Origin of the sequence: Pantoea sp. LMR881 (assembly GCF_027157825.1) — a bacterium.
Lineage (GTDB): Bacteria > Pseudomonadota > Gammaproteobacteria > Enterobacterales > Enterobacteriaceae > Pantoea > Pantoea haifensis.
This window is the reverse complement of the sequence record NZ_JAPVOK010000002.1, coordinates 330,182-356,391: the sequence shown is the minus strand read 5'-3', so window position 1 is coordinate 356,391 and position 26,210 is coordinate 330,182. Positions and strand designations below refer to the sequence as shown.

The following is a 26,210-nucleotide window of genomic DNA, read 5'->3' as shown; positions in this document are numbered from 1 at the left end:
TCATACATGCTGATAATGTGGAAACCAGCATGCCGACTGTCGTCAAAGTCATACTGTTCACAGATGCGCGGCCAGGCAAAGTCGGGGTAAATAATACGTTCGTATTCTTCAGGATCGAGATTGTCTTCCGCTAAATAAAAAAGATGCATTCCTGGCAGGCTGAACCCCATATCCCTTTCCCTTTGGATAAAAAACAGTGCACAGAATTTACCGCAGACAAAAACAGCCGGGATTTGATTTAAATCAGCTATTTTTTGTTTATTTTTATCTGGCATCACTTTCCAGAAAAATGTGTGTAAAACCTCCTATTCAGCGTCTCTTCATGAAGTTACCGTGAATTGCATAAAAATTTTCTGGTAGTACTCTTCCCGCATCCCCCTGCCAGACCGGTTATTCTGCCGTTGCTAAACGGTTGCAGCGGGGCGAAGTTTTTGTCATATTAAGTATGTTGTAACTACGGGGAGGTTTTATGGCTCGTTACGATTTAGTGGCAGATTTACACCAGTGCGTGAATGAGTTAGAACGCGAACTCACTACGTTAAGAGAGATGATTGAGGCGCAGCCGCTGCTCATCGCCCGCGTTTTCAGCTTGCCGCCCATTGAAAAAGGCCGCGAGCATGAAGCCATCACAGAAATTGCCGTTGAGCAGCACCTTGGCGAGTCCGCGCTTAACATGGCACTTAATCATTACTGCCGACTGTTTATGCAGCATCAGTCAGAAAAACTCAGCACTAAAGCCGCGGTACGCCTGCCCGGTGCTATCTGTATTGAGTGCGATGAAGCAAGCGAAAACAATTTGATTGCACAAGTTGATCAGGTTAATCAGCTGAAAGCGCGGCTGGAGCAACTGATTACGGTTGATTCTGGTTTACCCAGTGAAGCGCGTTTCGAATTTGTGCATCAGCATTTGCGCGGCCTTATCACCCTGAATGCTTATCGCTCTATCACGTTGTTACGCGCGCCGGACAGTCTGCGTTTCGGCTGGGCCAATAAGCACATCATTAAAAACGTTAAGCGCGAAGAGATTATTGAAAAGCTCGATAAAAGCCTGAAAGCGGGACGTTCGCAGGCGCCCTGGTCACGAGAACAGTGGGCGCAGAAAGTGCAGGAAGAGATGGAAAGCGTGCGCGCCCTGCCCGCCTCTGTACGCCTGAAAATTAAACGCCCGGTTAAAGTCCAGCCGATTGCCCGCGTCTGGCGTGCCGACGAGAAAAAACAAACTCAGCTTGCCTGCCCTTCTCCTGTTCTGGTGTTGTGCCGCGATCGCAGCCAGGTGCCAGTGTTAGGCGAACTGCTTAACTACGACGCGAATAATATTACCCATCGCCACAAACCCGCCGCTGAACAGCTCTATTTGCTGATCCCGCGTCTGCATCTTTGGGCCGATACACCGGTATAAGCGATAAAAAGGCCAGCGCAGGCTGGCCCTGTTAAAGCTTAACTTACTGCTTCATGCTGCCGACCATCTCTTCGGGACGAACCCATTCATCAAACTGCTCTTCGGTAAGATATCCCAGCTTGAGGGCCGAACCTTTCAGCGTTAGCCCTTCTTTATGCGCTTTCTTGGCGATTTCTGCCGCTTTGTCGTAGCCGATGTGAGTATTCAGAGCAGTCACTAACATCAGCGACTCGTTGAGCAGTTGCTCAATACGCTCACGTACTGGCTCAATTCCAATCGCACAATGATGATTGAAGCTGTCCATACCGTCCGCCAGTAAGCGAATAGATTGCAGGAAGTTATGGATCACCATTGGACGGAATACGTTCAGTTCAAAGTTACCTGATGCACCGCCCATGTTAATCGCCACATCGTTACCCATGACCTGGCAGCACAGCATGGTCATGGCTTCACATTGCGTCGGGTTCACTTTGCCCGGCATGATCGAGCTGCCTGGCTCGTTTTCCGGAATGGAAATTTCACCAATGCCACAGCGTGGACCTGACGATAACCAGCGCACGTCGTTAGCGATTTTCATCAGCGATGCTGCTAATCCTTTCAACGCGCCGTGGGCGTGAACCAGGGCATCGCAGGTTGCCAGAGCTTCAAACTTATTCGGCGCAGTGACAAAGGGTTGTCTGGTTAATTCAGCCAGGGCTTTCGCCACGCGAACGGCATATTCAGGATGGGTATTCAGGCCGGTGCCTACCGCCGTGCCGCCCAGCGCCAGTTCAGCAACGTGCGGGATGCTCTGCTCGATGTGTTTAAGATTGTGCTCCAGCATCGCTACCCAGCCAGAGATCTCCTGGCCCAGCGTCAGTGGCGTTGCGTCTTGCAGGTGGGTACGGCCAATTTTCACGATATCTTTGAACGCCTCAGATTTCTCACTGAGGGTTTTCTTCAGAACGTGAATTTGCGGAATTAACTGCTCGCGGATCGCGATCACTGCCGCAACGTGCATCGCTGTTGGGAAGACATCATTTGAACTTTGGCTTTTGTTGACGTCATCGTTCGGATGCACCAAACGCGACATGCCACGTTCCCCTCCCAGAAGCTCACTGGCCCGGTTTGCCAGTACTTCATTCATATTCATATTGGTCTGGGTGCCGGAACCGGTTTGCCAGATCGCTAACGGAAATTCATCGCTGTGTTTATCTGCCAATACTTCATCTGCTGCTTTAACAATCGCGTCAGCCCGTTCAGCCGGCAGCAGGCCGAGATCGCGGTTAACGGTCGCGGCGGCGCGTTTGGTCAGTGCCAGCGCATGCACCAGCGCGGTCGGCATTTTTTCTGTAGAGATGCGAAAGTGTTCCAGCGAACGCTGCGTCTGCGCGCCCCATAACTTATCTGCCGGTACATCGATGGGCCCCATTGAATCTTTTTCAATGCGATTGGCTGCCATGACTACGTCTCCTTTAGCACAGTTTTTGGATTTAAATGCTCAGGAGAATCCCCTGAGCGGGCAAGATTCTTACATACAATAATTTAACATTATGCGAGTCTGCCATCCTTATTGCACTTGATATGTATTTTCATCCACGCTTTCTGCTTTAATAAGCACAATAACTTCCCGTCATTAAGGGTGAATAATGCAAAAATTGACCAACTCGCTGCAAAATTATGCGTGGGGCAGCAAAACTGCGTTAACGGAGATGTACGGTATCGCAAACCCGAAAGGCCTGCCGATGGCTGAGATGTGGATGGGTGCCCACCCTAAAAGCCCTTCAATGGTTAACGTTCAGGGCAAACCACGATCGCTGCGCGATGTTATTGACGCAAATCCTGAGGAGATTTTAGGGGTTGCCGTTGCCCGACGGTTTGGCGAGCTGCCTTTTTGTTTAAAGTTTTATGTGCCGATCATCCCTTATCGATTCAGGTTCACCCCAGCAAAAGCGCGGCTGAAGAGGGTTTTGCCCGTGAAAATGCCGCATCAATCCCCTTGAATGCCGCCGAACGCAACTATAAAGATGCCAATCACAAACCCGAACTGGTCTATGCGTTAACGCCTTTTCAGGCAATGAACGGGTTTCGTTCATTCTCAGAAATAGTGTCGCTGCTGGAGCCTGTCGCAGGGGCACATCCGCACATCGCCCATTTTTTACAACATCCCGATCAGGCCAGCCTGGCGGAGCTTTTTACTGCCCTTCTGTCGCTAGCTGGTGAGGCTAAATCGCTGGCGCTTGGCATACTGAAGGCGGCATTACATTCTCGAGAAGGCGAACCCTGGCAGACAATCAAGACCCTGGCAGCAGACTATCCCGATGACAGCGGCCTTTTTTCTCCGCTGTTGCTCAATGTGATCACCCTGCAGCCTGGTGAAGCGATGTTTCTGTTTGCTGAAACACCCCATGCGTACCTGAAAGGCGTGGCGCTTGAAGTAATGGCGAACTCTGATAACGTGCTGCGCGCCGGGTTGACGCCAAAATATATTGATATCCCTGAATTGATGGCAAACGTGCAGTTCAGGGAAAAGCCAGCAGATACGCTGCTTGCAGAGCCTGAGCGACTGGAACATGAACAACGTTTTCCGATCCCGGTCGACGATTTTGCCTTCGCCATCCATACCCTGAATGCCGAACCGCAATCTGTTACTCAGGAGAGCGCGGCCCTGCTGTTTTGCATTGAAGGCCAGGCGATCGTCACTAAAGGCGACCAGCAGCTGGTTTTACAGCCGGGCGAATCCTGTTTCGTTGCCGCCAGCGAAGCCCCCGTCAACGTTGCCGGAACCGGACGACTGGCCCGCGTTTTTAATGACTTACCGTGAAGCGGCTGACGTTTTGGCGCTGAACTGCTATTATTTCAACCTATTAGCTAAAGACGCCTGCGGGCGTTTTTTCTTCACTCGCCGGACATGGCTCGCGGCGTAAGCGGATTCAAGAATAAGGACAATTCAGCAATGAAAAAGACCAACGTTGCCGTGGGTGTGATTGTAGCCCTGGGTGTAATCTGGACCGGCGCAGCATGGTTCACCGGTAAACAACTGGAAAGCCATATGGATCAGCTGGTGCAAAACGCCAATACCCAGTTGAATGCTTACGCGCCTGACAGCCGCCTGAAAATCAGCTATCAGGATTACCAGCGCGGTGTGTTCAGCAGCAAAACAAATCTGGTAATTCAGGCGACTTCACAAACTGAAGACAATTCGCTGCTTAAACCTGGTCAGAGCATCGTGCTTAACGAAACCATTGACCACGGCCCTTTCCCGTTTGCTCAGTTAAAGCATGTCAATCTTATTCCCAGCATGGCATCGGTTCATACCGAGCTCGCTAACACCGATGCGGTTAAGAAGCTGTTTCAACTCACCAATAATCAATCGCTGATCCAGGCGGACACGCGCATTGGTTACAGCGGTGCCACGGATACCGCGCTGAAAATTTTGCCGATCGATTATCAAAATGTCCAAACCGGTGAGCGAGTGGCAACCAATGGCGGCACGCTGAATGTGAGTGCCGACAACAAAGGCGACAAAGTTTCACTGGATAGCGATATTGGCAGCATTGCCCTGACCAGCAAAAATGAGATGGGTCAACCGGTGCTGTTTACGCTAAATGGCCTGAAGCTGAGCGGCAATACGCATCTTAGCCCGGAAGGGGTGCGCATTGGCGATCAGTCGATCGACGTTGAAAAGGTTAATGCCAGCATTAATGGCGCGGATGCGTTGACGCTGCTGAAAATGAAAGGCACCTCTTCGTTTGATAATCAGGCCGGAAAAATTGCTGGCAACATCGATTATCACGTCGACGGGATTCAATTGCAGAAGCAAAATTTTGGTGAAGCAACGCTGAAGATGAAGCTGTCTCAGTTTGATGCGCAGGCGGTCAAAACGTTCTCAGATAACTACAATGCACAAATGCAGGATCTGCTTAATCAGCAAGGCATGGCTGACGATCCGATTCGCTATCAGGCGGGTGTGCACACCATTTTGATGAATAATCTGCCTACGCTGCTGAAAGGCGCGCCGTCACTCAGCATTGCACCGTTAAGCTGGAAGAATGACAAAGGCGAAAGCACCTTTAATCTGACTGCTAACTTCAACGATCCGGCGACCGTCACCGGTGAACCGCAAAGCCTGAGCGCCATGGTTGATCGCGTATTGAAATCGCTTGATGGCAAACTCACAGTCAACATGCCAATGGCTACTGAAACTATGCGTCTTGTGGGTCTGACTGAGGGTTATCAGGCTGATGATGCTCAGAAACTGGCCGATCAGCAGGTGAAGGGGCTGGCGGCGATGGGCCAGATGTTCCGTCTGACGCAGCAGCAAGATGACAACATTGTCACCAGCCTGCAATACGCAAATGGTCAGGTTGGGATGAATGGCGACAAAATGACGCTGGAACAGTTTATGTCGCGTTACATGCTGGGCATGCCAACCAGTGAAGGTATGCCGCAATAACAGCTGATTAAAAAATTACGCCGACTACACAACGTAGTCGGCCTTAACCCCGCGCGACAAAAAACCGCCCTTCACTCTCCTGAGTAATTAACGTCTTCTGTTTCAAGCGCATCCTGAATCGCATCGGCAAGATTGGCGATCTCATTGGCAACGGCTTGTAAATCCCAGGCCGCTTTAGAACCATTCGCAGACGTTGATGCACTGACAGACTCTTTTGCTACCGCTAAGGCAGCGGCAACCGCCACGGTACGTTTATGTTGCTCCCTGGTCACACCAACAGGCGGTATGCCGAAGTAGTCGTTAACCATGATCTTTTCCCTTTAATCGATTGGAATCGACACCTTAACGTTTTCGCGACCAGGCGTGAAGCTAAATATCGTGCACTTTATTGCGCCAGTCGAGCGTATTTATTTCCCTGTATATCCTGCAAAAACAAACGCCAGCCAGGGTGATTGAGACGCTACAGCCATAACGCGTTTTCTCTTTCAGATTACCGCTACGCTTCACGTTTACACATTTTCTGTACCAGGCTTTAGAAAACTACTAAACAGAGAAGTGGAGCAATATGAAAGAGCAAAATCGTACTATTGGCATCGCACCCTATGGTGGTTCTGCCGGAGGATGGGGAGCGTTGAAAGCGGTGGCTGACGCCATTCGGGGTCAAATGTCAGTGAAGCAGGACGTTATCGCTCTGTTCAAAGTCAATCAGCCGCAGGGTTTTGACTGTCCGGGCTGCGCCTGGCCCGATCCACAACACGCCTCCTCCTTTGAGTTTTGTGAAAATGGTGCGAAAGCAGTTTCATGGGAAGCCACCGGCAAACGCACCACGCCAGAATTTTTTGCGGCGCATACCGTAAGCGAACTGTGGCAGCGAAACGCATTTGAGCTGGAGGGCGAAGGCCGGCTGACCCACCCAATGAAATACGATGCCGCAACTGACACCTATCAGCCCATTGAATGGGACACGGCACTGAATGAAATTGGCGCGCTGCTGCGCAGCTATGACGATCCCGACAGCGTGGAGTTTTACACTTCAGGCCGTGCCTCTAACGAGGCTGCCTTTTTATGGCAGTTGTTTGCCCGCGAGTATGGCACTAACAATTTTCCTGACTGCTCCAACATGTGCCACGAGCCCACCAGCGTTGGCTTACCGGAATCCATTGGCGTGGGGAAAGGAACGGTTGAGCTGGAAGATTTTGATCATTGCGATTTAGTGCTTTGCATCGGCCATAACCCCGGCACTAATCATCCCCGCATGCTGGGAACGCTGCGTGAAGTGTCAAAACGCGGTGCCACCATTGTAGCGATCAATCCGTTACGCGAGCGCGGACTGGAACGCTTTACCTCGCCGCAAAGTCCCATCGAAATGCTGTCGCTCAGCTCAACGGAGCTGGCGTCAACCTACTACAAAGTGCGGGTCGGCGGCGATGCAGCAATGCTAAAAGGCGTCATGAAAATTCTCCTGGCGATGCATGAAGAAGCGATCGCAAAAGGCGACGCCGGGGTGCTTGACGACGCTTTTATCCGCGAGCATACCGAGGGATTTGCCGGGCTAAAAGCCGATCTCGATGCCACAGAATGGGATCACATCCTGAAAGTGTCCGGCATGGATCGTAAAGAGATTCAGCATATTGCCCGCCTCTATGCCGGGGCGGAGCGCACGATAATTTGCTACGGCATGGGCATCACCCAGCACCAGTACGGTACGCAAAATGTGCAGCAAATCGCTAACCTGCTGCTGCTGCGTGGCAATATCGGTAAAAAAGGCGCAGGCATCTGCCCGTTGCGCGGCCACTCCAACGTGCAGGGTGACCGTACCGTAGGGATCACGGAAATCCCTCGCAAACGCTGCTCGACAGCATTGAAAAGGTTTTTGGCTTTACCCCTCCTCAGAAGCATGGACATGGTGCCGTGGCCGCCATTCAGGCAATGCGCGACGGTCACACCAAAGCATTACTCTGTCTTGGCGGCAATCTGGCTGAAGCGATTTCCGATCCGCAGGTGACCTTCCCGGCCATGCGCAAGCTGGATTTAGTGGTGCATATGGCGACCAAACTCAACCGTTCACATCTGCTGTTGGGTAAACATAACTATCTGCTGCCGGTGCTGGGCCGTACAGAAACTGATATTCAGGCCTCAGGCGCGCAAAGCGTAACGGTGGAAGATTCGATGTCGATGGTGCACGCTTCGCGTGGCTCGCTCACCCCCGCCTCGCCGCACTTAAAATCGGAACCGGCACTCGTCGCCGGGCTGGCAAAGGCAACGCTGCCTGACAGTGTCGTCGACTGGGATAAAATGATCGGTGATTACAGTTTTATTCGTGACGCCATCGAAGCGGTTTTCCCCGCTTTCGAAAATTATAATCAGCGAGTGAAAAAACCGGGCGGATTTCGCCTGCGTAACGCCGCGTCAGAACGTATCTGGGATACACCTTCAGGCCGTGCGCAATTCAAAGTGATGCAGGGCATCAATGAAGATCCGCGCTCGCTGAAGTGCCACGATTTAGTGTTAACAACGCTGCGCAGTCACGATCAGTACAACACGACGCTGTATGGGCTAAACGATCGCTATCGTGGCGTAACCGGCAGACGCGACGTGCTGTTCATCAGTGCCGATGAGGCTGAAAAACGCCAGCTGCGCGTCGGCGATCAGGTTAATCTTGTTGCCCTCGATCCTGAAGGTAAGCCCACGTCGAGGCGCATGAAAAATCTGACCATTGTGGTAATTGACATGGCGCCAGGATCGGTGGGGGCTTACTACCCGGAAGCCAATGTCATGGTGCCACTCGACAGCCATGATACAAAAAGCGGTATTCCGGCCTATAAAAGCATTCCGATCGCGCTGGAGCGTGTCGCGGTTCCGGTTGAAACCGCCGGCGCCCGACGCTGACAACAAAGGCTCCGGTGGGGGCCTTTTATTCCCTTATGCTGATACTGGGCTTCTTTTATGCAAAACCCTGACCCGCAAATGCTGCTGTTACTCTATTTTGTCTTACCGGTCTGGCTGATTGCCGGTTTCGCTGACTATCTTTGTCACCGGGCAACCGACATTGAAACCACCACCGGCCTGAAAGAGACTTACATTCATATTCTGATGTTTCTGCAAATGGGGCTGCCTTTGCTGTCGGCACTTTTTCTGGAGGTCAATGCACTGGTGATCGGCTTTATGATTGTGCTTTTCTTCTGCCATGAAGCCACAGCGTTGTGGGACGTCAGCTACGCCGTTACTGCCAGGGAAGTCAGGCCGGTGGAGCAACATATTCACAGCTTTCTTGAAATGGTGCCGCTGATGGCGCTTTTGCTGGTGATTTCTCGTCACTGGCCTCAGTTTCTGGCGCTGTTTGGACTGGGTGATGAGCCGCCTCGGTTCGATTTACACCCGCGCGCCGATCCCTTACCCACCAGCTATATCGTCGCGGTGCTGCTGGGCATTTTTCTTTTAGAAATGATGCCCTATTTTGAGGAGTATCTGCGCGCTAAAAGGGCCCGAAAAAAGCCTGGGCGAAGCGGATAATAAATATTCGCCTTTTTTCAGGCTCGCCAGAAAACGCGAGAAAAGAGGATCAGGATCGGATAGATTTCCAAACGTCCCATAATCATGGCGGCGCACATTAAATATTTTGCTGGCTCTTTAAGGGTGCCAAAGGTTGAGGCGGTTTCACCGAATCCCAGTCCCATATTATTGATACAGGCGGCGACAGTGGCATAGGAGGTCAGGAGATCATAGCCCAGCAAATTAAGCAGCCAGATAAAAAACACCGTGAAGATCATATACAGAAAAAGAAGCTCCACACCGAGCGCAGAACCCGATCGGTGACCACGCTTTCGCCAATGCGGATGCTGAGTAAAGCACGAGGATGCGCCAGTTGGTGCAGTTCTTGCCGACTCTGTTTATACAACACCAGATAGCGTAATGCCTTAATACCGCCGCAGGTAGAGCCGACACAACCGCCAAAAAAGCTGGCCGTTAACAGCAGTACAATGGTGTGATGAGGCCAACTGGCATAGTCGCCGGTCGCCAGCCCGTTATCAGTAATCATTGAGCTTGCCAGGAAAAAAGCATGGACCAGGCTGTCGGTTACGTTATACATCCCGACATGCCAGACCTGCCAGCCAGTAATTAACACCACGACCAGCGTGACCAGCAGAAAGAAGCGCAACTCGGCATTCTGGCGAAACGGCTGTAATGTGCGCTTTGACAGCACGATATACCAGGCGGTGAAGTTGAGTGCTGAGAGCAGCGAAAACAAACCAGCCACCAGCTCAATCGCATGACTGTGATAATAACCGATACTTTCACTTCGCGTGGAAAATCCTCCGAGCGAAACGGTTGAAAGCCCGTGACACAGTGCATCAAACGCGGGCATACCCGCCAGCATATAAGCGGCCGAGCAGACCAGCCCCAGGGACAGATAAGTCAACCAAAGGCTACGCGAGGTATCCGCCAGACGCGGCGTAAGCCGCTCCTCTTTAAACGGCCCAGGCATTTCAGACTGATAAAGTTTCGCGCCACCAATGCCCAGTAACGGCAGAACAGCAACAGCCAACACGATTACGCCCAGGCCGCCGATGAAATTAAGTTGTGCGCGATAGTAGAGATAAGCCGTTGGTAATGCACTGACATCACCGATAACGGTGGCCCCGGTTGTGGTAATGCCCGATACGCCTTCAAACAGCGCATCTGCAAAGCTGAGACCGACAGAATTATCTAACCACAACGGCATGGCGCTGATAACGGAGAACAGCAGCCAGAACAGAACAATAATCAGGAAACCGTCGCGGGTTTTGAGCTGTATTCCTGTACGTTTTGTGGCAAGCCATGCGGCTCCGCCGAGTGTGGCAAAGGTGAGAAAAGTGATCAAAAAGGCAAAATAGCTGCGCTCTTTGCTGAATAAAGCGACAAACATCGGTATCAGCATTGAGAAGCTGTAGAGAAACACCAGAAAACCGCACAGGTGAGTCACCACTCTGAGCCGTGTAAAGTCAAAATCGCGAAAAGACTGCAAGGGGCTCTCCGGTTAAACGTGTATGAATTTGCGCAATCATTAAATAGCAAATAAATAAAATTTGGAAAATAACATTTTTACATGATGTTAATGGTGCTTGCTGTTCTCTCTTTTTGGCGGCTGGCCAACATCAAACCAGACGATGATAGCAACTTTTTAAAAGCCGCGACGCCTCATCATTCACCCCGGCCTGACTTTCAAACAGTCCAAAATGGTTTGAGACCATATTATTATAAATAATATAATTTGCTCATACTTTACTGTGAACATTAATGACTGGCGCGATTTCTGCTAACGCAAATCACATTTTTGTAACGTGCCACTGTAATGTTTATTGATCCACTTTATATTTAAATAAACCCGATCAGGCATAATACCCTCTTTCTTTCAACATAAACCACAGAAGTTGTAGTTGACATTATCTCTTTTCGACTAAAAACCTCTGTTAACAGGGAAGAATTATGAATCATCAAACGGTAATGTCCTGTTGTGCGTCCTGTGCATTATTAATGCTTCCAGCCATGGGTCTGGCCGACGATGCCAACCTCGCTAAAAAACTGAGCAATCCGGTTTCTGATTTAATCAGTGTTCCTTTTCAATATAACTATGATGAAAATGTTGGCGCGGGAAAAGGCTCGCGCAACCTGCTCAATATTCAACCCGTCATTCCTTTTAGTATTAGTGAAGACGCCAATATCGTAAGCCGTACAATATTACCCGTCATCTCTCAGCACGACGTGACACAATCTGGCTCTTCGCAAAACGGCATTGGGGATGTGACCCAAAGTTTCTTTTACTCTCCCAAAAAACCCACCGATAGCGGTCTCATTTGGGGTGTAGGCACGGTATTGCTGCTTCCCACTGGCAGTGACAGCCTTCTGTCTGGTCGAAAATGGGGCGCAGGCCCTACGGCGGTTGGCCTGAAACAGAGCGGCCCCTGGACTTATGGCATGCTGGCTAACCATATTTGGGATTACGCTGGCGATAAAAATCGACCGTCAGTTAACGTGACCTATTTACAGCCCTTCCTGACTTATACTACGGCGTCTGCAACCACTGTTGCCCTGAATCTGGAATCTACTTACGACTGGCGTGAGGATCAGTGGAGTGTTCCTGCTAATTTAATGGTCAATCAAATTATGAAGATTGGCGAGCAAACGGTTCAGGTCGGCGGTGGCGTTCGCTACTGGCTGGAACATGATGATGATCGAGGCCCGCACGGATGGGGATTACGCCTTAATTTTACGCTTTTGCTGCCTCGATAAGATTATTTTCGCTTTTACCGGTTAATAACCTGGCTCATTCATGGAGCCAGGTTAAGAACAGTATCCCACCGTAGTAATGTTTTTTTAAATCAACTTAATTACCGCGATAGGTTGAATAACCGTATGGGCTTAAAAGCAAAGGAATATGATAATGTTCGCCGTTGTTCTCTAATTTAAATTCCACCGGAATTTCCGGGAAGAAGGTTTCTTGCTTAGTTTTTTCATAATAATCGCCCGTTTTAAATACCACCCGATAATTACCGCTGGTCAGTTTTTTGTCAGCAGGATAAAGCGCGGTGATGCGACCATTTTTGTCTGTCACGCCTGTGGCGAGCTTCACCCACGACGCATTAATTTGCTGATCAAGCTCAACTTCAACCCCCGCCGTTGGAATGCCGGTTTGGAGATTGAGAACATGAACGCTGAGCGGGTTTTTCATGGCAGGCATTTCTGCTGAGATTGCACTCACCAAAGGTGACATAACCAATACCGCGGTGAACAGCCCTTTTTTCATACTCATCTTCGCTTCCTTTTATAATGAATTAACGCTCAGGAAGCCTACAGAGAGGTAAAAAGAACCGGTATTTTTCTCGTCGAAATCTGAAATTTCCTGGTAAACCCACCCGTGTCACCGCTATTGCCCACTGCGGCATTAACAGATGAACAATTTTAACCCTACTGTAACCGAGCCAGGGCAGACTTTTCAGCTATGATTATTAGCGATGTCAGGCAGTCAGATATTCAGTGTTTATCAACCATGAAACCGTGCGCCTCTGGCGTCGCATTTCGGTAAAGCATTTGAGGAACTGAATGAAGCAAATCATCCGTGGTGATAAAGAACCCGCTCATATTCTTGCAGCAACCCGGGCACTTGAGGCTCATATCTCCCGCTACGGCGAGGGAAACAAATATCATCCTGTTATCTATTCCATTGCTTATCGCAGCCGATTTTATCAAATCGAAGTCATTACCCGACGAGAAACCATGGTGGCCACCGTTATTACCGGTGTCAGAACGCTGACGCACCTCACTGGCGCAGCCTGAAGCGGCCTGTTTCCATTGAAAATCGCTGCAAGGACGCAGCGCAATGCGCCGCTCGCTTCACCGTCAGCCGATCACATCCTGCGTAAATGGCCAGCGGGCCGTTAATCGGGCGTGATTTCGTTAATCAGGTTCGCATCCTGATTTTTAATGCTGCCAACCGCTTTATCAACCGGATGCCAGGTGAACGCTTTTTCTGGCAGCGCGGCATCATGTGCAATTTCCTCAGCGCGCCTGGCGGATGTATTGCTGTCAAGCCACTCGCTGATAACGTCGGCGGTCAGTACCAGCGGGCGGCGGTCATGGATATCAACCATGCCTTTTTGACTGGCTGCGGTGACAATCACAAAACCTTCATGACCATGCTCTTTGTTATAAGGCGCTTTACCGATAGCGGCAAAAAACAGCGGCAGATGCTGCTTATGGTAAATAAAGTAAGGCTGTTTTTTATCGCCCTCTTTTTTCCATTCAAACCAGCCATCCGCCGGAACAATAGCCCGCCCGTGAACCCACAAGGGTTTAAACATGCGCCCCGTCGCCGCCGTTTCTCCGCGAGCGTTAATCAGCGGCTGTTTATTCCACCATTCAGGGCCGTAGCCCCAGTAAACCGGATCGAGATGTAAATGTTCGTTGCGCTGATTGAGCAGCAATACTTTAGTACCGGGCGCAACGTTATAACGCCCTATGGGCTGCGGATCATAAATCAGTTCATCATCTTCGATTTTCAGCGCGTCGAAATAGTCGTCCCGACTGCTGTACTGCGCGAATCTTCCACACATATTTCACCTCTGTGATAAGGGTAGCAAAAGTTATTCAAGAGAAGGTGATGTCTGGCGTACTGATTATAATTACTTAAGTCAGACAGTAATAAAAAAACGGGTCCTGAACAGTGCCTTGCCGCGCTGTTTCAGCATGAGGGCTAGCGGTCGCCCTCAATGTAACGAGGTTTTATTCATCGCCGATCAGGACGTAGATATGATTTATTTACGGTTCTTCTCTTTACTGTTCGTCATGTTAACCGCGGCTTGTCAGGTCACCACCGAACAAGCAAGAAATAAGGGCAGTCGTTTAGAGGGCCAGAGTAATAAGTCTGCTCAGCAGTTGAGTGAATGTATTTATAACCGATGGTCAACCACAACCGTTATTGCCAGGGATGACACGTCACACATTGAGAAATCTGATGTCAGAACCACGGTTTTTACCTGGGAAGACTCAATGTTTGTCGATATCACGCCACAGGGTAAAGGGACGGATTATAAGTTTTATACCACTTTTGATATGGGCCCAACGGTCCTGGCCGATCGTAAAGCGATCGTGAGCCAGTGCAGTTAATGTTGCACCTCCTGAAGAGGGTGTTTCATCGCCTGCCATGCTGGGGGCACTGCGCGTCTCGCCTTTCCGCAACGGAACAGGCCACTCAGGCATGGAATGAGTGTAATCCGCTCGCTATTGATGAGGCAGTATTGCAACCTGCACTGATTCATCAGCACAACGTCGCTACTACGCCAGGATCGACTCAGGGAGCCGCCTGGCTTATTCGTACAATTTACCCGCATCCAGCCAGGTTGTTGCGCAAATCGCTGGCGCAGTTGCGCAAGATATTTTTATAATGCTCTGCACTCCCTGCTATCCAACCCAGACAACTGAGCGAGTGCACTATGATCGATCCCAGACTTCCCCTTACCGATATCCATCGTCATCTTGACGGCAATATTCGTGCACAAACCATTCTCGATTTAGGCCGCCAGTTTAATCTTGCCCTGCCTGCGAATTCGCTGGATGCCCTGCGTCCCCATGTTCAGGTCACGCAAAATGAACCCGATCTGGTGAGTTTCCTGCAAAAACTCGACTGGGGCGTAAAAGTATTGGGCGATTTAGAGGCCTGCCGCCGCGTAGCCAAAGAGAACGTAGAGGATGCTGCACGCGCCGGGATCCATTACACCGAGCTCCGTTTTTCACCAGGCTACATGGCGATGAACCATAACCTGCCGATAGCTGGCGTGGTTGAAGCTGTTATTGATGGCATCAGGGCGGGCTGTCAGCAGCATCAAATTGAGGTGCGGCTGATTGGTATCATGAGTCGTACCTTTGGCGAAGAGGCCTGCCTGAGCGAATTAGAAGGCTTACTGGCGCATCGTGATCATATCACCGCCGTGGATTTAGCCGGCGATGAGCTGGGCTTCCCCGGCAGTGAATTTCTCAGCCACTTTACCCGCGCGCGTGACGCCGGTTTTCGCGTCACTGTCCATGCTGGCGAAGCCGCAGGCCCGGAAAGTATCTGGCAAGCGATTCGTGAACTGGGCGCAGAGCGCATCGGTCACGGTGTGAAAGCGATTGAAGATCGGGGGCTGATGGACTTTTTGGCCGAGCACCGTATCGGTATTGAATCCTGTCTGACCTCAAATATTCAAACCAGTACCGTCTCTTCTCTGGCGCACCATCCGCTGAAAGCTTTCCTCGATCACGGCATTCTGGCGACCATTAATACGGACGATCCGGCGGTTCAGGGCGTTGAAATTGGTCATGAGTATGAACAGGCTGCTCCGGCTGCGGGTTTGAGCCAGGCGCATATGCGTCAGGCGCAGGAAAATGGTTTAGCCATCGCCTTTTTGAGCGAGACGGAAAAAGCGGCGATTCGGGCTAAGCTGCAGTGATTCAGGCATAAACCTGCCTGAATGACATGCCAAAAATGAATAACTTATCTCAGGAGATGCGCCGTTCTTTTTTACCCGCTTGCTTTAACGTTCATAAAAAACGGGCCGAGGTGGCCCGTTATAATTGAACGCTTTCGTCCTTATTTTAGCGAGAGCGTTTGACGTTTCTCGGCAGATTGCAGCCCCAGCTCAATCAGTTCCATGACCTGAATCGCCTCTTCTGCCGTGACCGGATTACTGCCACGTCCGGCGATAGCATCGCGCACCGCAGCGTAATAAGCGGGGTAGTTGCCAGGCTGGGTCATCAGCGTTTTTTCCGTCATGCTGTCACCTTCAACCAGCGTTAACGCGCCATCACGCATATCGTAGCCCCACTCCTCTTTCGGCGGAAAATCGCCTGACTTCAGACGATCTTCCTGCGGATCGAGGCCATATTTGATATAACTGCCGCGCGTGCCGTGTACCTGATAGCGTGGCGACTCCGCGGCCACCAGCATGCTGGCATGCAGAACCACCCGACGCTGTGGATAGGTCAGCGTAGCGTGGAAATAGTCGGTGGTTTGCGCGCCAGGACGCATCTCAGCCAAATCGACATTGATAGCGACCGGTGGGCCAAACAGTTGCAGCGCCTGATCGAGCAAATGCGGTCCCAAATCGTACCAGATCCCACTGCCAGCGCCTTTCATTTCACGCCAACGCTGCCGCACTTCCAGGCGGAAACGATCAAAATGGGATTCCAGATAGCGCACCTCGCCGAGCGTGCCCTCCGCCAGCAGCTGCTTCAGCGTCAGGAAATCACTGTCCCAGCGGCGATTGTGAAACACGGAAAGCAGCAGCCCTTTGGCTTTAGCCAGCGCATCCAGCTCACGCGCTTGTGACAACGTCACGGTGAACGGTTTATCTACCACGACGTGCTTGCCTGCATTTAAGGCGGCTTTAGCCAGGGGAAATGGGTATCGTTCGGGGTGGGGATAACAATTAATTGCAGCGTTGGATCGTCTAGCAGCGCCTGAGGATCAGCCACCACCTGAACGGATGGCCAGTCGGCGTGGACTTTGCTGGCATCGCTGCTGGAAATAGCTGCCAGCTCAACGTCAGGAGTGCCCGCTATTAACGGCGCATGGAACGTTTTGCTGGCAAAACCATATCCCATCAGACCAACACGAAGTTTATCGCTCATTCTCATTCCTCTTGTTCGCTAATCTGTCTGATTTAAGACCATTAACCAGGCCAGAACAAGGTGGAATTCCCCTAAATATCAGGAGATAGCACTTCGTGCCATCGGCCAGGCCGTTTGTGCCGCCAGGCTATCGTGTGCATCAAGGTTACGACGGCGAAAGTCACTTGGGCTGACACCCACCCGTTTGCGAAACACGCGAGAGAAGTAAAGCTGATCGTCATAACCCACTTCACGCCCAATGGTGGCAATCGGTTCCTGCGTGGTTTGCAGCAACAGCTTGGCGCGGATAACGCGCTGATCTTCGCGCCAGCGCAGCAAATTGACGCCCATTTGCTCGCGAAACAGATGGGCCAGCCGCGAGGGCGACAGGCAGACATGGCGGGCCACGTCTTCAATTTTAACCTCACTCGCCAGATGATTAGTCACATACTGGCAGGCTTCAACAACACGCGGATCGCGCACCTGCTGATGGCTGCGCGGATCCTCTTCTACGGCCCGCAGCAGCAGCCGTTCCAGCAGGTTCATCGCCAGCTCTTCGGCGAAGCGGCGTCCCGAATTGTGTGTTTGTTCAATGCTGGCGAACAGGCGATCAAATTCACCGCGCAGCGATTCGGGCAGATGCAGACGGCCTACCCCTCTTTTTCATCCTGCCATTGCAGCCAGTCATTCCAGTACGCACGTGGGCGGAAATAGACCCAGCGATGAAACCACTGCGGGCTGTCGGGTGCGCGGCCATAATAGTGGGCGGTTTTAGGCTGAAACAGCAGCATCTCGCCTGGCTCGCAGTCAAAGGCTTTTTCACCATCGAACACCCTGCCTTTACCTTTGATGGTCAGATTGAGGATATAGCCTTTCATGCCATGCGGACGATCTATAAAGAAATCCAGCGGACCGTCAGCGGTAATCGGCGTCAGACCCGCCACTAACCAGGCGTTAAATGCGTAACCCGGCAATAAGGGATTTTGCTGTTCCGTTGGCTGTTCACGGTGATACATAGTGCCCTCACATTGTCGTTGTTTAATCAAAGGCGGGCAGCACTGTCCGCCTGGTTACTGCACGTCATGCTTTATGTTTTTGTTTATAGCGGTCAAAAATAACCGCCGCTAACAGTATCAAACCGCGTACCACATACTGTGAGAATGGCGAGATATTCAATAAATTCATCGCATTCTCAACGGTTCCCAGGATCAGCACGCCCGCAACCACATAAGAAATCTTGCCGATGCCACCTTTCAGCGAGACGCCGCCTAATACGCACGCGGAGATAACCACCAGCTCATAGCCCAGGGACGTCATTGGCTGACCGCTGGTCATGCGGGAAGCGAGAATAATGCCTGCCGCTGCCGAAACCAGCCCGGAAAGGATAAAGATGATGATACGGGTACGTACCACGGGAACGCCCGCTAATCGCGCAGCTTCTTCGTTGCCGCCAATTGCCAGCGTATTGCGGCCAAAGGTGGTTTTGTTTAGCAGGAAACCAAAGATCAGCATCGTGGCGATGGTGAGCCAGATCGGCGCGGGTATGCCCAGCCAGTTGGCAAATCCCAGGGTAAAGAAGCGTTCATCTTCAATACCCACCGCTTTACCATCAGAGAAAATATAGGCCAGCCCCGGACAATCTGCATTGTCGCCAGGGTCGTAATCAGCGCGTTGATCTTTAAACGGGCAATGACAAAACCGTTGATAAACCCCGTCAGCACACCGAGCAGCAAACCCGCCGCCACGCCGATCCATAAACTTTCCGTAAGGTTAATCACTACCGCCGTGACCACGCCAGCACAGGCGATTACCGACGCCACTGATAAATCAAAATCCCCTGATGCCAGGCAGAACAGCATACCGCAGGCGACCATGCCGGACATCGACATCGCCAGCCCGAGGCCTTTCATGTTAATAAACGAGCCAAAGTTTGGCACAAACACCGCGCAGGCGATAAACAGCAGCGCGAACACCACCAGCATGCCGAAGTTGTCCCAGATACGGCCAAATTGCAGGCCACCGCGTGAGGCTGGCGGCGGTGTATTCGAAGTCGTGGATGAAGCCATGTTGATCTCCTGTCAGGCCACGGCGGCCGCTTGGGTAGTTTTGGGCATCGCCAGGCTCAGCGTTTGCTGCTCCGTGGCTTCGTCGTGCAGCAACTCACCGGCAATCGCCCCTTCGCGCATCACAACGATGCGATCGGCCAGGCCCATGACTTCCGGCAGGTCACTGGAGGCAAACAGCACGGCAATGCCCCGATTTGCCAACTGATAGATCAGGTTATAGATTTCATGCTTAGCGCCGACGTCAATGCCGCGCGTCGGTTCATCAAGCAGGATCACTTTCATCTCTTCAGATAACCAGCGGCCCAGAATCGCCTTTTGCTGGTTGCCGCCAGAAAGGTTCATGATCAGCTGGTCGGCGCTGGGGGTTTTAATGTTGAGCGAGCGAATATGGCTCTCGGCATTTTTTGCTTCCCAGCCATTTTTGATCAGGCAGCCCGCCGCCAGGTTATGGCGGCGCGCACTGATATTGATGTTATCGCGTACCGAGTGAACCGGAATGATGCCTTCGGCTTTTCGATCTTCCGGGCACAACATCACACCGGCACGAATAGCATCAATCGGCTCGCGTAATCTGAGCGGCTCGCCATCCAGCAAGACCTGACCGCCGCGCAGTCTGGTGGCGCCAAACAGGCCTTTCAGCAGTTCGCTGCGGCCTGCGCCAACCAGACCAAACAAGCCGACGATTTCACCAGCATGCACATTTAATGAAACCGGCATGCGTACGCCTTTGGCCTCTACCTTATCCAGCGTCAGCCGGACGGCGCCTTTTGGACGAGGCGCATAGCCGTAAATATCCCCAGATTGCGCCCAACCATCGCCTGCACCAGATCGTCATGGCGGGTAGTTGCCATGTCGGTGAAGGTACGCACATAACGACCATCTTTGAACACGGTGATGGCATCGCTGAGGGCAAAAATCTCTTCCATGCGATGTGACACATAGAGCACGACTCGCCCTTGCGCCCGCAGTTGGCGGATCACACGAAATAAGTTTTCAATTTCTCGTGCAGAGAGTGAGCTGGTTGGCTCATCAAAGGCGATAATGTGGGCATTTCGCGCCAGGGCTTTGGCAATCTCAACCATTTGCCACTGACCAAGCGACAGGTATTTCAGTGGCATATCAGGATCGATATCCATACCGAGATTTTTTAACTGCAAGCCCGCTTCGTCACGCAGCACTTTACGATTTACCAGGCCATGTTTATGCGGGATCTGACCAAGATAGATATTTTCTGCCACGCTCATTTCAGGGATCAGATGCAGTTCCTGATAAATAATCGCCACGCCAGCATCGAGCGCATCCGTGGTGTGCTGGAAGTTTACCGGCTGACCTTTAATCCGTATCTCACCGCCGCTTGGCTGATAGCTGCCACTGAGAATTTTTAACAGCGTGGACTTCCCCGCACCGTTCTCCCCCATTAAGGCATGCACCTGACCGCCGTAACAGTCAAACGAGATATCCTGTAACGCTTTCACGCCAGGAAAGGTTTTACTGATGCCATGAAACGACAGAAAGGCTGAATCAGTGTTCATGGTTTCTCCTGTCAATAGCCTTCATATTACGCGCCGCAGCGGCGGGCTGTGGGCGATCTCCCCCGCCACCTGTTGTTGTAAGTGACTGAAGGGTGCCGCTTTTCCGCCCTGCTGCAACCCAAAGGATGGGGATTAAATGAAACGGGAATGCCGCCGATCTGTCGACGGCAAACAGGCTTACATCAACCCTTTCTTCGCCAGTTCAGTTTTGAAGTTGTCGCGGGTGATCAGGACGACATCGGTCACTTCAGTGAAGTTGGGTGGCGCTTCGCCTTTGCTCACCCAGTTGTAGAGCATCTGGCTGCTCTTATAGCCGTGTACATCCGGGCTTGGCAGGAGCGAACCATAGAAACCGGTCGCCTTGTCTTTTGACAATTCACTTACCGCATCAACACCGTTGATGCCAATGCCAATCACATCAGCAGATTTAAAGCCCTGACCTTCTGTGGCCCGCACGCCGCCCAACACGGTGTTGTCATTCATGCCAACGATCAGCCAGTGTTTAACTTCGGGATGTTGCACCAGCAGCGAATTTCCGGCGTCAAAAGCGCCGGGAATATCGTTAGATTTGGTCGGAACCTGATAGATTTGATTCGCCGGGAAACCGGCGGCTTTCAGGGCATCCATCGAGCCGCCAGTACGACGGCGCGCCGTGTCCAGCTCATTCGCGGTAATGGCCATGACACCCGTAGTTTTCGCATCCCAGCCGCGCTTCTGCATCTCTTTGAACAGCTCCTGGCCCTGACGCTCGCCAATTTTAGTCGCGGCCATCATCACCAGCGGCACGGTTTCCATCGGTTTGCCTTTGGCTGTGACAAACTGGTCATCCACTGCGATGACTTTTAAATCATAGCCACGCGCTTTGGCCACAATGGCGGAGCCAAGTTTGGGATCGGGGGTGCAAATGACGAAACCTTTCGCGCCGCTGGCGGCCAGGCTGTCGATGGCGTTCAGGGTTTTCTCACCATCAGGAACGGCAATTTTGATCACTTCGAAGCCTAAATCCTTGCCAGCTTTATCGGCGAACTTCCACTCGGTTTGAAACCAGGGTTCCTCAGGCTGCTTGACTAAAAAACCGAGCTTCATGGTCTCGGCGATAGCGGAATGTGACATAACCGCTGCCAGCCCGATGGCCGCGAACGCTTTAGTGAATTTATGCATGATGCTCTCCGGCGCGAGTTGTTTTATCGCTGCTATTAACGAATTAATGTAAGCGTTACCAGTTAAAATTCATTTTGGGGTACAGCTGTAAATCAGTGCGTTAGAACTGACCATGGTTAAAGCCTGCCCAAACGCTGGGCTAGTTTTAGCGGGAATGAAGAAGAAAAATGTAGAGCGGTATCACATCTTAAAATCACGGCAAAATGGTCCATATATTTAGCAAATTTAACCGGAACTTAACTTTTGCAATTGATCACAAAATCACTGCGCATGACAGGAAAGTGCATATTCTCAGCCAGCGATGACTAACTCTCGCCGCGCATCAATTCCACGATAGAGGGGTTAACTCACTACAGGAGATTTTCGATGCGTGCCATCACCCTCGGGCTGGATTTTGGCAGTGATTCGGTACGTGCGCTGGCGGTGGATTGTCAGAGCGGTAAAGAGTTGCACAGTGCGGTGGTCAGTTACCCGCGCTGGCAGCAGGGCCTTTACAGCGATCCTCACGCTAACCGCTTTCGTCACCATCCGCAGGATTATATCGATGCGATGGAGCAGGCCATGCTTGGCGTACTGGATACGCTGAGTGCGGAACAGCGTGCTGCCGTGGTGGGCATTGGCGTGGATACCACAGGTTCGACGCCAGCACCTGTCGATCGTGAAGGTAATGTGCTGGCGCTGCGCCCTGAATTTGCCGACAACCCCAACGCGATGTTTGTGCTGTGGAAAGATCACACCGCAATAGAAGAAGCAGAAGCGATAAATCAACTGTGTCACAGCGGGCGCTTTCCTGATTACAGCCGCTATATTGGCGGGATTTACTCTTCAGAGTGGTTCTGGGCCAAGATTTTGCACGTCTCGCGTGAAGATGCCAGGGTACGTGAAGCTGCTGTTTCCTGGGTAGAACTGTGTGACTGGATACCTGCGTTGCTGAGTGGCACCACCGCGCCCGCTGAGCTGCGCCGCAGTCGCTGTGCGGCCGGCCATAAAGCGTTGTGGCACAGCGACTGGCAGGGATTACCCGGCGCTGACTTCCTTAATGCGCTTGATCCGCTGCTGACTGAGCAGCTCGACTCCCCGCTGTTTCATGACACCTGGACCGCAGATATTCCGGTTGGCACGCTGAGTGACGAGTGGATGCAGCGTTTAGGCCTGACGCAAAAGGTCACGATCAGTGGTGGCGCGTTTGATTGCCATATGGGCGCAGTTGGCGGCGGCGCGCGCCCCTACACGCTGGTGAAGGTCATCGGTACGTCAACCTGCGACATTCTGATCGCCGACGCTGAACAGGTAGGTGACCGCGCAATTAAAGGCATTTGCGGCCAGGTGGATGGCAGCGTGATGCCGGGTGCGATTGGCTGCGAAGCGGGGCAATCTGCATTTGGTGACATCTACGCCTGGTTTAGCCGCCTGCTTGGCTGGCCATTACAGCTGGCAGCGGCTCAGCATCCTGAACTCAAACCGCAGCTGGCGACGCTGCAAAAAGAGCTGATTAATAACCTGACCCGTGCCTGGGCCGCCGATCCGCAACTTGATCACTTGCCGGTGGTGCTGGACTGGTTTAACGGTCGCCGCACGCCTAATGCCAATCAGCGGCTGAAAGGTGTGATCACCGATCTGAATCTGGGCACTGATGCCCCGGCTCTGTTTGGTGGGCTGATCGCGGCGACCGCCTTTGGCGCTCGCGCCATTATGGAGTGCTTTGAGCAGCAGCAAATTCCGGTAGAAAACATCCTGACGCTGGGCGGCATTGCGCGTAAATCCCCGCCATTATGCAAGCGTGTTGCGATGTGATGAATCGTCCCCTGGATATTGTCGCCTCCGATGAGTGCTGTGCGCTCGGTGCTGCCATTTTTGCTGCTGTCGCCGCTGGCGTTTACCGCAGCGTACCTGATGCGCAGCGTGTCATGGCCAGCTCAATTGCCGTCACGCTGCACCCCGATCCGGCGCGTGTGGCGCGCTACCAACAGCTTTATCAACGCTATCAACAATGGTGCGTGACGGCAGAACCTCACTATGCCGCACGTCCGGCTTCCGCTAAGTAAAGGAGTGTTTTATGGAACAGTACAGCACGCAGAGCGTGTGGTTTGTGATTGGTACTCAGCATCTCTACGGGGCGGAAACCTTACGCCAGGTGGAACAGCATGCCCGGCAGGTAGTCGATGGACTGAATCAGGCTGCGGGCTTGCCGCTGCGGCTGGAACTTAAGCCGTTGGTCAAGTCACCGGACGAGGCGCTGGCGCTATGCCGTGAGGCGAACCATGATCAACACTGTGTGGGCATCATCACCTGGCTTCACACTTTTTCTCCCGCCAAAATGTGGATTGGCGGCCTGAGCGTGCTGCACAAACCGCTGCTGCAATTCCATACGCAATTCAATGCAGAGATCCCTGGGACAGCATGGACATGGATTTCATGAACCTGAACCAGACCGCGCACGGCGGCCGCGAATTTGGCTTTATTGGTGCCCGCATGGGATTGCAACACAGCGTGGTCACCGGTCACTGGCAGGATGCGCAGAGCCAGCAGCGCATTGGCAACTGGATGCGTGCAGCGGTAGCTAAGCAGGCGAGTCATCAGCTCAGGGTGGCGCGCTTTGGCGATAACATGCGAGAAGTCGCTGTAACCGAAGGCGATAAAGTAGCGGCACAAATACAGTTTGGCTACGCCGTTAACGGCTGGGGCGTGGGTGATTTGGTTGAAGTCATCAACAGCGTCAGCGATGGCGACGTTAATGCACTGATTGATGAGTATGAAAGCCTCTACCGTTTTACGGACGTTGCAGCTGTCGGTGGCGAGAAACGGCAAAACGTGCTGGACGCAGCGCGAATTGAGCTGGGGCTAAAACGTTTTCTTGATGGCGAAGGGTGCAAAGCCTTTACCACTAATTTCCAGACGCTACACGGCATGACGCAGTTGCCAGGTCTGGCGGTACAGCGTTTGATGGGCCAGGGTACGGTTTTGCCGGTGAAGGTGACTGGAAAACGGCTGCGCTGCTGCATATTTTCAAAGTGCTGGCAGGCGATCGTCCCGGCGGCACCTCGTTTATGGAGGATTACACCTATCATTTCTCCCCGGCAACGATTTAGTGCTCGGGTCGCATATGCTGGAAGTCTGCCCTTCAATTGCTGTCGAAGAGAAGCCGCTGATCGATGTGCAGTTCCTGGGCATTGGTGATAAAGCCGATCCGGCGCGCATGATCTTCTCCACTCCGGCAGGCCGCGCTATCAACGCCAGCGTGATCGATATGGGCGATCGTTTCCGTCTGTTGGTTAACGTTGTAGATGCGATTGAACAGCCAAAACCGCTGCCGAAATTACCGGTCGCACGGGCGCTGTGGCGTGCGCAGCCTTCGCTTGCAACGGCGTCAGAAGCCTGGATACTGGCTGGCGGCGCGCACCATACCGTATTCAGTCAGGCGTTGAGCCTGGAGGATATGTATCTGTACGGCGAGATGAACGATATTGAAGTGCTGGTGATTGACGAGCATACACAGTTACCGGCATTCAAAGATGCGCTGCGCTGGAATGAAGCCTATTACCGGATGAAGCGTTAACCTGCTCAGGCTCGCCCCGCGTTGCTGGCGAGCCTGTTAATGTTTGCCTCTGGCGAACCATTACTGGATGCTCGCGCCACCATTGATCTTAAATACGATGTTCATTGTCAGGTTCTGTCCGGGGCGCCCGCTCTGATAACGCCACTTTTTCATCGCCTGCTTCACTTCCCGCTCGAACATATTTCGCGGCTCCGCTGAGAGAACGCGGATATTATCAACGCGTCCATCACTGTCAACGTCAAACTGAACCCGCACCCGTCCTTCAACCCGCAAGGCAAAAGCACGAGCCGGATAGGCAGGTTTGCTGACATTAAGGGCTTTAGGACCGTTCGAAACTGACTGAGTCTGAGCGGGTGAGGTTTTCGGTGCGCTGGTCGGTTTGGTTTGCGTCGTCGGCACGTCCTGGCGGAATGGATTGGCCTGCGGTTTGCTCTCCTGACGCGGCTTAACCTCACGTTTAGGCTGTTCACGCTTGTGCTCAGGCCTGGGTTTTGGCTTCGGCTTTGGCTTCGGTTCGGGTTTTGGAATCGGCACCGGCTCGGCTTTAGGCGGCTCAGGTGCAGGTTGCGGCTCAGGCACAGGCTCGGGTTCTGGCTGGGGCTCAGGTTGTGGCGCAGGAGGTTGTACCACGGCCGGGGCCGGTTCTGGCTGCACTTCTGGCGCAACCATAGTCACACTGATCGGCTGCGATGCTTTGGGCACTTCAATAACCTGATGGTATGAGGCGTACAGAATTCCAGCAATGACCGCACCATGTAAAGCAACAGAGAGCAACATGGAAATCGGCGTGCGTTTGGGTAATGGCATAGTCAGCGTGGTCATAACAGTCGCAGTCATTGAGTGAAGCAGCGATTTTAAATGCAAATAGCAATCAGTTTCAATAACTGCGGTGATTAGGCTGAAAGAAAAGCGTTTTTTAGCCCTTTATGCTCACTGT

The 26,210-nt window shown here is 52.3% G+C and carries 14 protein-coding genes and 9 pseudogenes; 12 read left to right on the top strand and 11 right to left on the bottom strand.

Translation table 11 applies throughout. From position 1 onward, the window contains the following. Positions 1-469: 469 nt before the first annotated feature. Positions 470-1,399, top strand: a complete 930-nt coding sequence (tus, locus tag O3W44_RS03450) for a DNA replication terminus site-binding protein (RefSeq protein ID WP_269291995.1) — start codon at positions 470-472, stop codon at positions 1,397-1,399. 43 nt (positions 1,400-1,442) lie between these two features. Here tus and fumC read toward each other — a convergent pair whose 3' ends face one another. Then, positions 1,443-2,840, bottom strand: a complete 1,398-nt coding sequence (gene fumC / locus O3W44_RS03445) for a class II fumarate hydratase (protein ID WP_269291994.1) — start codon at positions 2,838-2,840, stop codon at positions 1,443-1,445. 187 nt (positions 2,841-3,027) lie between these two features. On the opposite strand from fumC, the pseudogene manA reads away from it, so the two are divergent. After that, positions 3,028-4,202, top strand: a pseudogene (gene manA / locus O3W44_RS03440) (mannose-6-phosphate isomerase). A 132-nt stretch (positions 4,203-4,334) separates the two neighbouring features. Beyond that, a complete protein-coding gene (locus O3W44_RS03435; RefSeq protein WP_269291993.1) occupies positions 4,335-5,834 on the top strand; it encodes a YdgA family protein in 1,500 nt (499 codons plus the stop codon). A gap of 71 nt (positions 5,835-5,905) precedes the next feature. On the opposite strand, the gene O3W44_RS03430 is transcribed toward O3W44_RS03435, so the two are convergent. Continuing rightward, positions 5,906-6,142 (bottom strand): hypothetical protein, encoded by a 237-nt coding sequence (locus tag O3W44_RS03430; protein WP_269291992.1) that lies wholly within the window; start codon positions 6,140-6,142, stop codon positions 5,906-5,908. Between the two features lie 257 nt (positions 6,143-6,399). Between O3W44_RS03430 and O3W44_RS03425 the strand changes: the two are divergent. Further along, positions 6,400-8,723 (top strand): annotated as a pseudogene (locus O3W44_RS03425) (FdhF/YdeP family oxidoreductase). Positions 8,724-8,780: 57 nt separating this feature from the next. After that, positions 8,781-9,347, top strand: a complete 567-nt coding sequence (locus O3W44_RS03420) for a diguanylate cyclase (protein WP_269291991.1) — start codon at positions 8,781-8,783, stop codon at positions 9,345-9,347. A gap of 17 nt (positions 9,348-9,364) precedes the next feature. Here the strand turns inward: O3W44_RS03420 and O3W44_RS03415 are convergent. Continuing rightward, positions 9,365-10,752 (bottom strand): annotated as a pseudogene (locus O3W44_RS03415) (TrkH family potassium uptake protein). 548 nt (positions 10,753-11,300) lie between these two features. On the opposite strand from O3W44_RS03415, the gene O3W44_RS03410 reads away from it, so the two are divergent. After that, positions 11,301-12,104 carry a hypothetical protein gene (locus O3W44_RS03410; RefSeq protein WP_269291990.1) on the top strand — a complete coding sequence of 268 codons (804 nt, stop codon included), beginning with the start codon at positions 11,301-11,303 and terminating at the stop codon, positions 12,102-12,104. Between the two features lie 94 nt (positions 12,105-12,198). Here O3W44_RS03410 and uraH read toward each other — a convergent pair whose 3' ends face one another. Then, positions 12,199-12,618 carry a hydroxyisourate hydrolase gene (gene uraH, locus O3W44_RS03405; protein WP_269291989.1) on the bottom strand — a complete coding sequence of 140 codons (420 nt, stop codon included), beginning with the start codon at positions 12,616-12,618 and terminating at the stop codon, positions 12,199-12,201. A 296-nt stretch (positions 12,619-12,914) separates the two neighbouring features. Here uraH and O3W44_RS03400 point away from each other — a divergent pair, with 296 nt between their 5' ends. Beyond that, positions 12,915-13,148 (top strand): DUF4060 family protein, encoded by a 234-nt coding sequence (locus O3W44_RS03400; protein ID WP_269291988.1) that lies wholly within the window; start codon positions 12,915-12,917, stop codon positions 13,146-13,148. Between the two features lie 101 nt (positions 13,149-13,249). Here the strand turns inward: O3W44_RS03400 and O3W44_RS03395 are convergent, their stop codons facing one another. After that, the gene (locus tag O3W44_RS03395) at positions 13,250-13,924 is read right to left on the bottom strand and encodes an SOS response-associated peptidase family protein (protein WP_269291987.1); all 675 of its coding nucleotides are present in this window, start codon (positions 13,922-13,924) and stop codon (positions 13,250-13,252) included. 196 nt (positions 13,925-14,120) lie between these two features. Between O3W44_RS03395 and O3W44_RS03390 the strand changes: the two genes are divergently transcribed. The 3 genes from O3W44_RS03390 to add are packed head-to-tail and all read left to right on the top strand — an operon-like array spanning position 14,121 to position 15,799. Continuing rightward, positions 14,121-14,477 carry a hypothetical protein gene (locus O3W44_RS03390; protein ID WP_269291986.1) on the top strand — a complete coding sequence of 119 codons (357 nt, stop codon included), beginning with the start codon at positions 14,121-14,123 and terminating at the stop codon, positions 14,475-14,477. Continuing rightward, a complete protein-coding gene (locus tag O3W44_RS03385; protein WP_269291985.1) occupies positions 14,477-14,755 on the top strand; it encodes a hypothetical protein in 279 nt (92 codons plus the stop codon). The genes O3W44_RS03390 and O3W44_RS03385 overlap by 1 nt, the downstream gene beginning before the upstream one ends. A 48-nt stretch (positions 14,756-14,803) precedes the next feature. Beyond that, the gene (gene add / locus O3W44_RS03380; protein WP_269291984.1) at positions 14,804-15,799 is read left to right on the top strand and encodes an adenosine deaminase; all 996 of its coding nucleotides are present in this window, start codon (positions 14,804-14,806) and stop codon (positions 15,797-15,799) included. A gap of 140 nt (positions 15,800-15,939) precedes the next feature. Here the strand turns inward: add and O3W44_RS03375 are convergent. From O3W44_RS03375 to O3W44_RS03355, 5 genes and pseudogenes are all read right to left on the bottom strand, one after another. Then, positions 15,940-16,952 (bottom strand): annotated as a pseudogene (locus O3W44_RS03375) (oxidoreductase). 105 nt (positions 16,953-17,057) lie between these two features. Next, positions 17,058-17,974: pseudogene (araC, locus tag O3W44_RS03370) on the bottom strand (arabinose operon transcriptional regulator AraC). A gap of 64 nt (positions 17,975-18,038) precedes the next feature. Further along, positions 18,039-19,024, bottom strand: a pseudogene (gene araH / locus O3W44_RS03365) (L-arabinose ABC transporter permease AraH). 12 nt (positions 19,025-19,036) lie between these two features. Beyond that, positions 19,037-20,556 (bottom strand): annotated as a pseudogene (gene araG, locus O3W44_RS03360) (L-arabinose ABC transporter ATP-binding protein AraG). A 177-nt stretch (positions 20,557-20,733) separates the two neighbouring features. Next, complete coding sequence (locus O3W44_RS03355; protein ID WP_269291983.1) at positions 20,734-21,717, bottom strand: arabinose ABC transporter substrate-binding protein; 984 nt, start codon at positions 21,715-21,717, stop codon at positions 20,734-20,736. A gap of 366 nt (positions 21,718-22,083) precedes the next feature. On the opposite strand from O3W44_RS03355, the pseudogene O3W44_RS03350 reads away from it, so the two are divergent. Beyond that, positions 22,084-23,762: pseudogene (locus O3W44_RS03350) on the top strand (ribulokinase). Between the two features lie 11 nt (positions 23,763-23,773). Beyond that, positions 23,774-25,273, top strand: a pseudogene (gene araA, locus O3W44_RS03345) (L-arabinose isomerase). A 60-nt stretch (positions 25,274-25,333) separates the two neighbouring features. On the opposite strand, the gene tonB reads toward araA, so the two are convergent. Continuing rightward, positions 25,334-26,095 carry a TonB system transport protein TonB gene (gene tonB, locus O3W44_RS03340; RefSeq protein WP_269291982.1) on the bottom strand — a complete coding sequence of 254 codons (762 nt, stop codon included), beginning with the start codon at positions 26,093-26,095 and terminating at the stop codon, positions 25,334-25,336. Positions 26,096-26,210 lie beyond the last annotated feature (115 nt).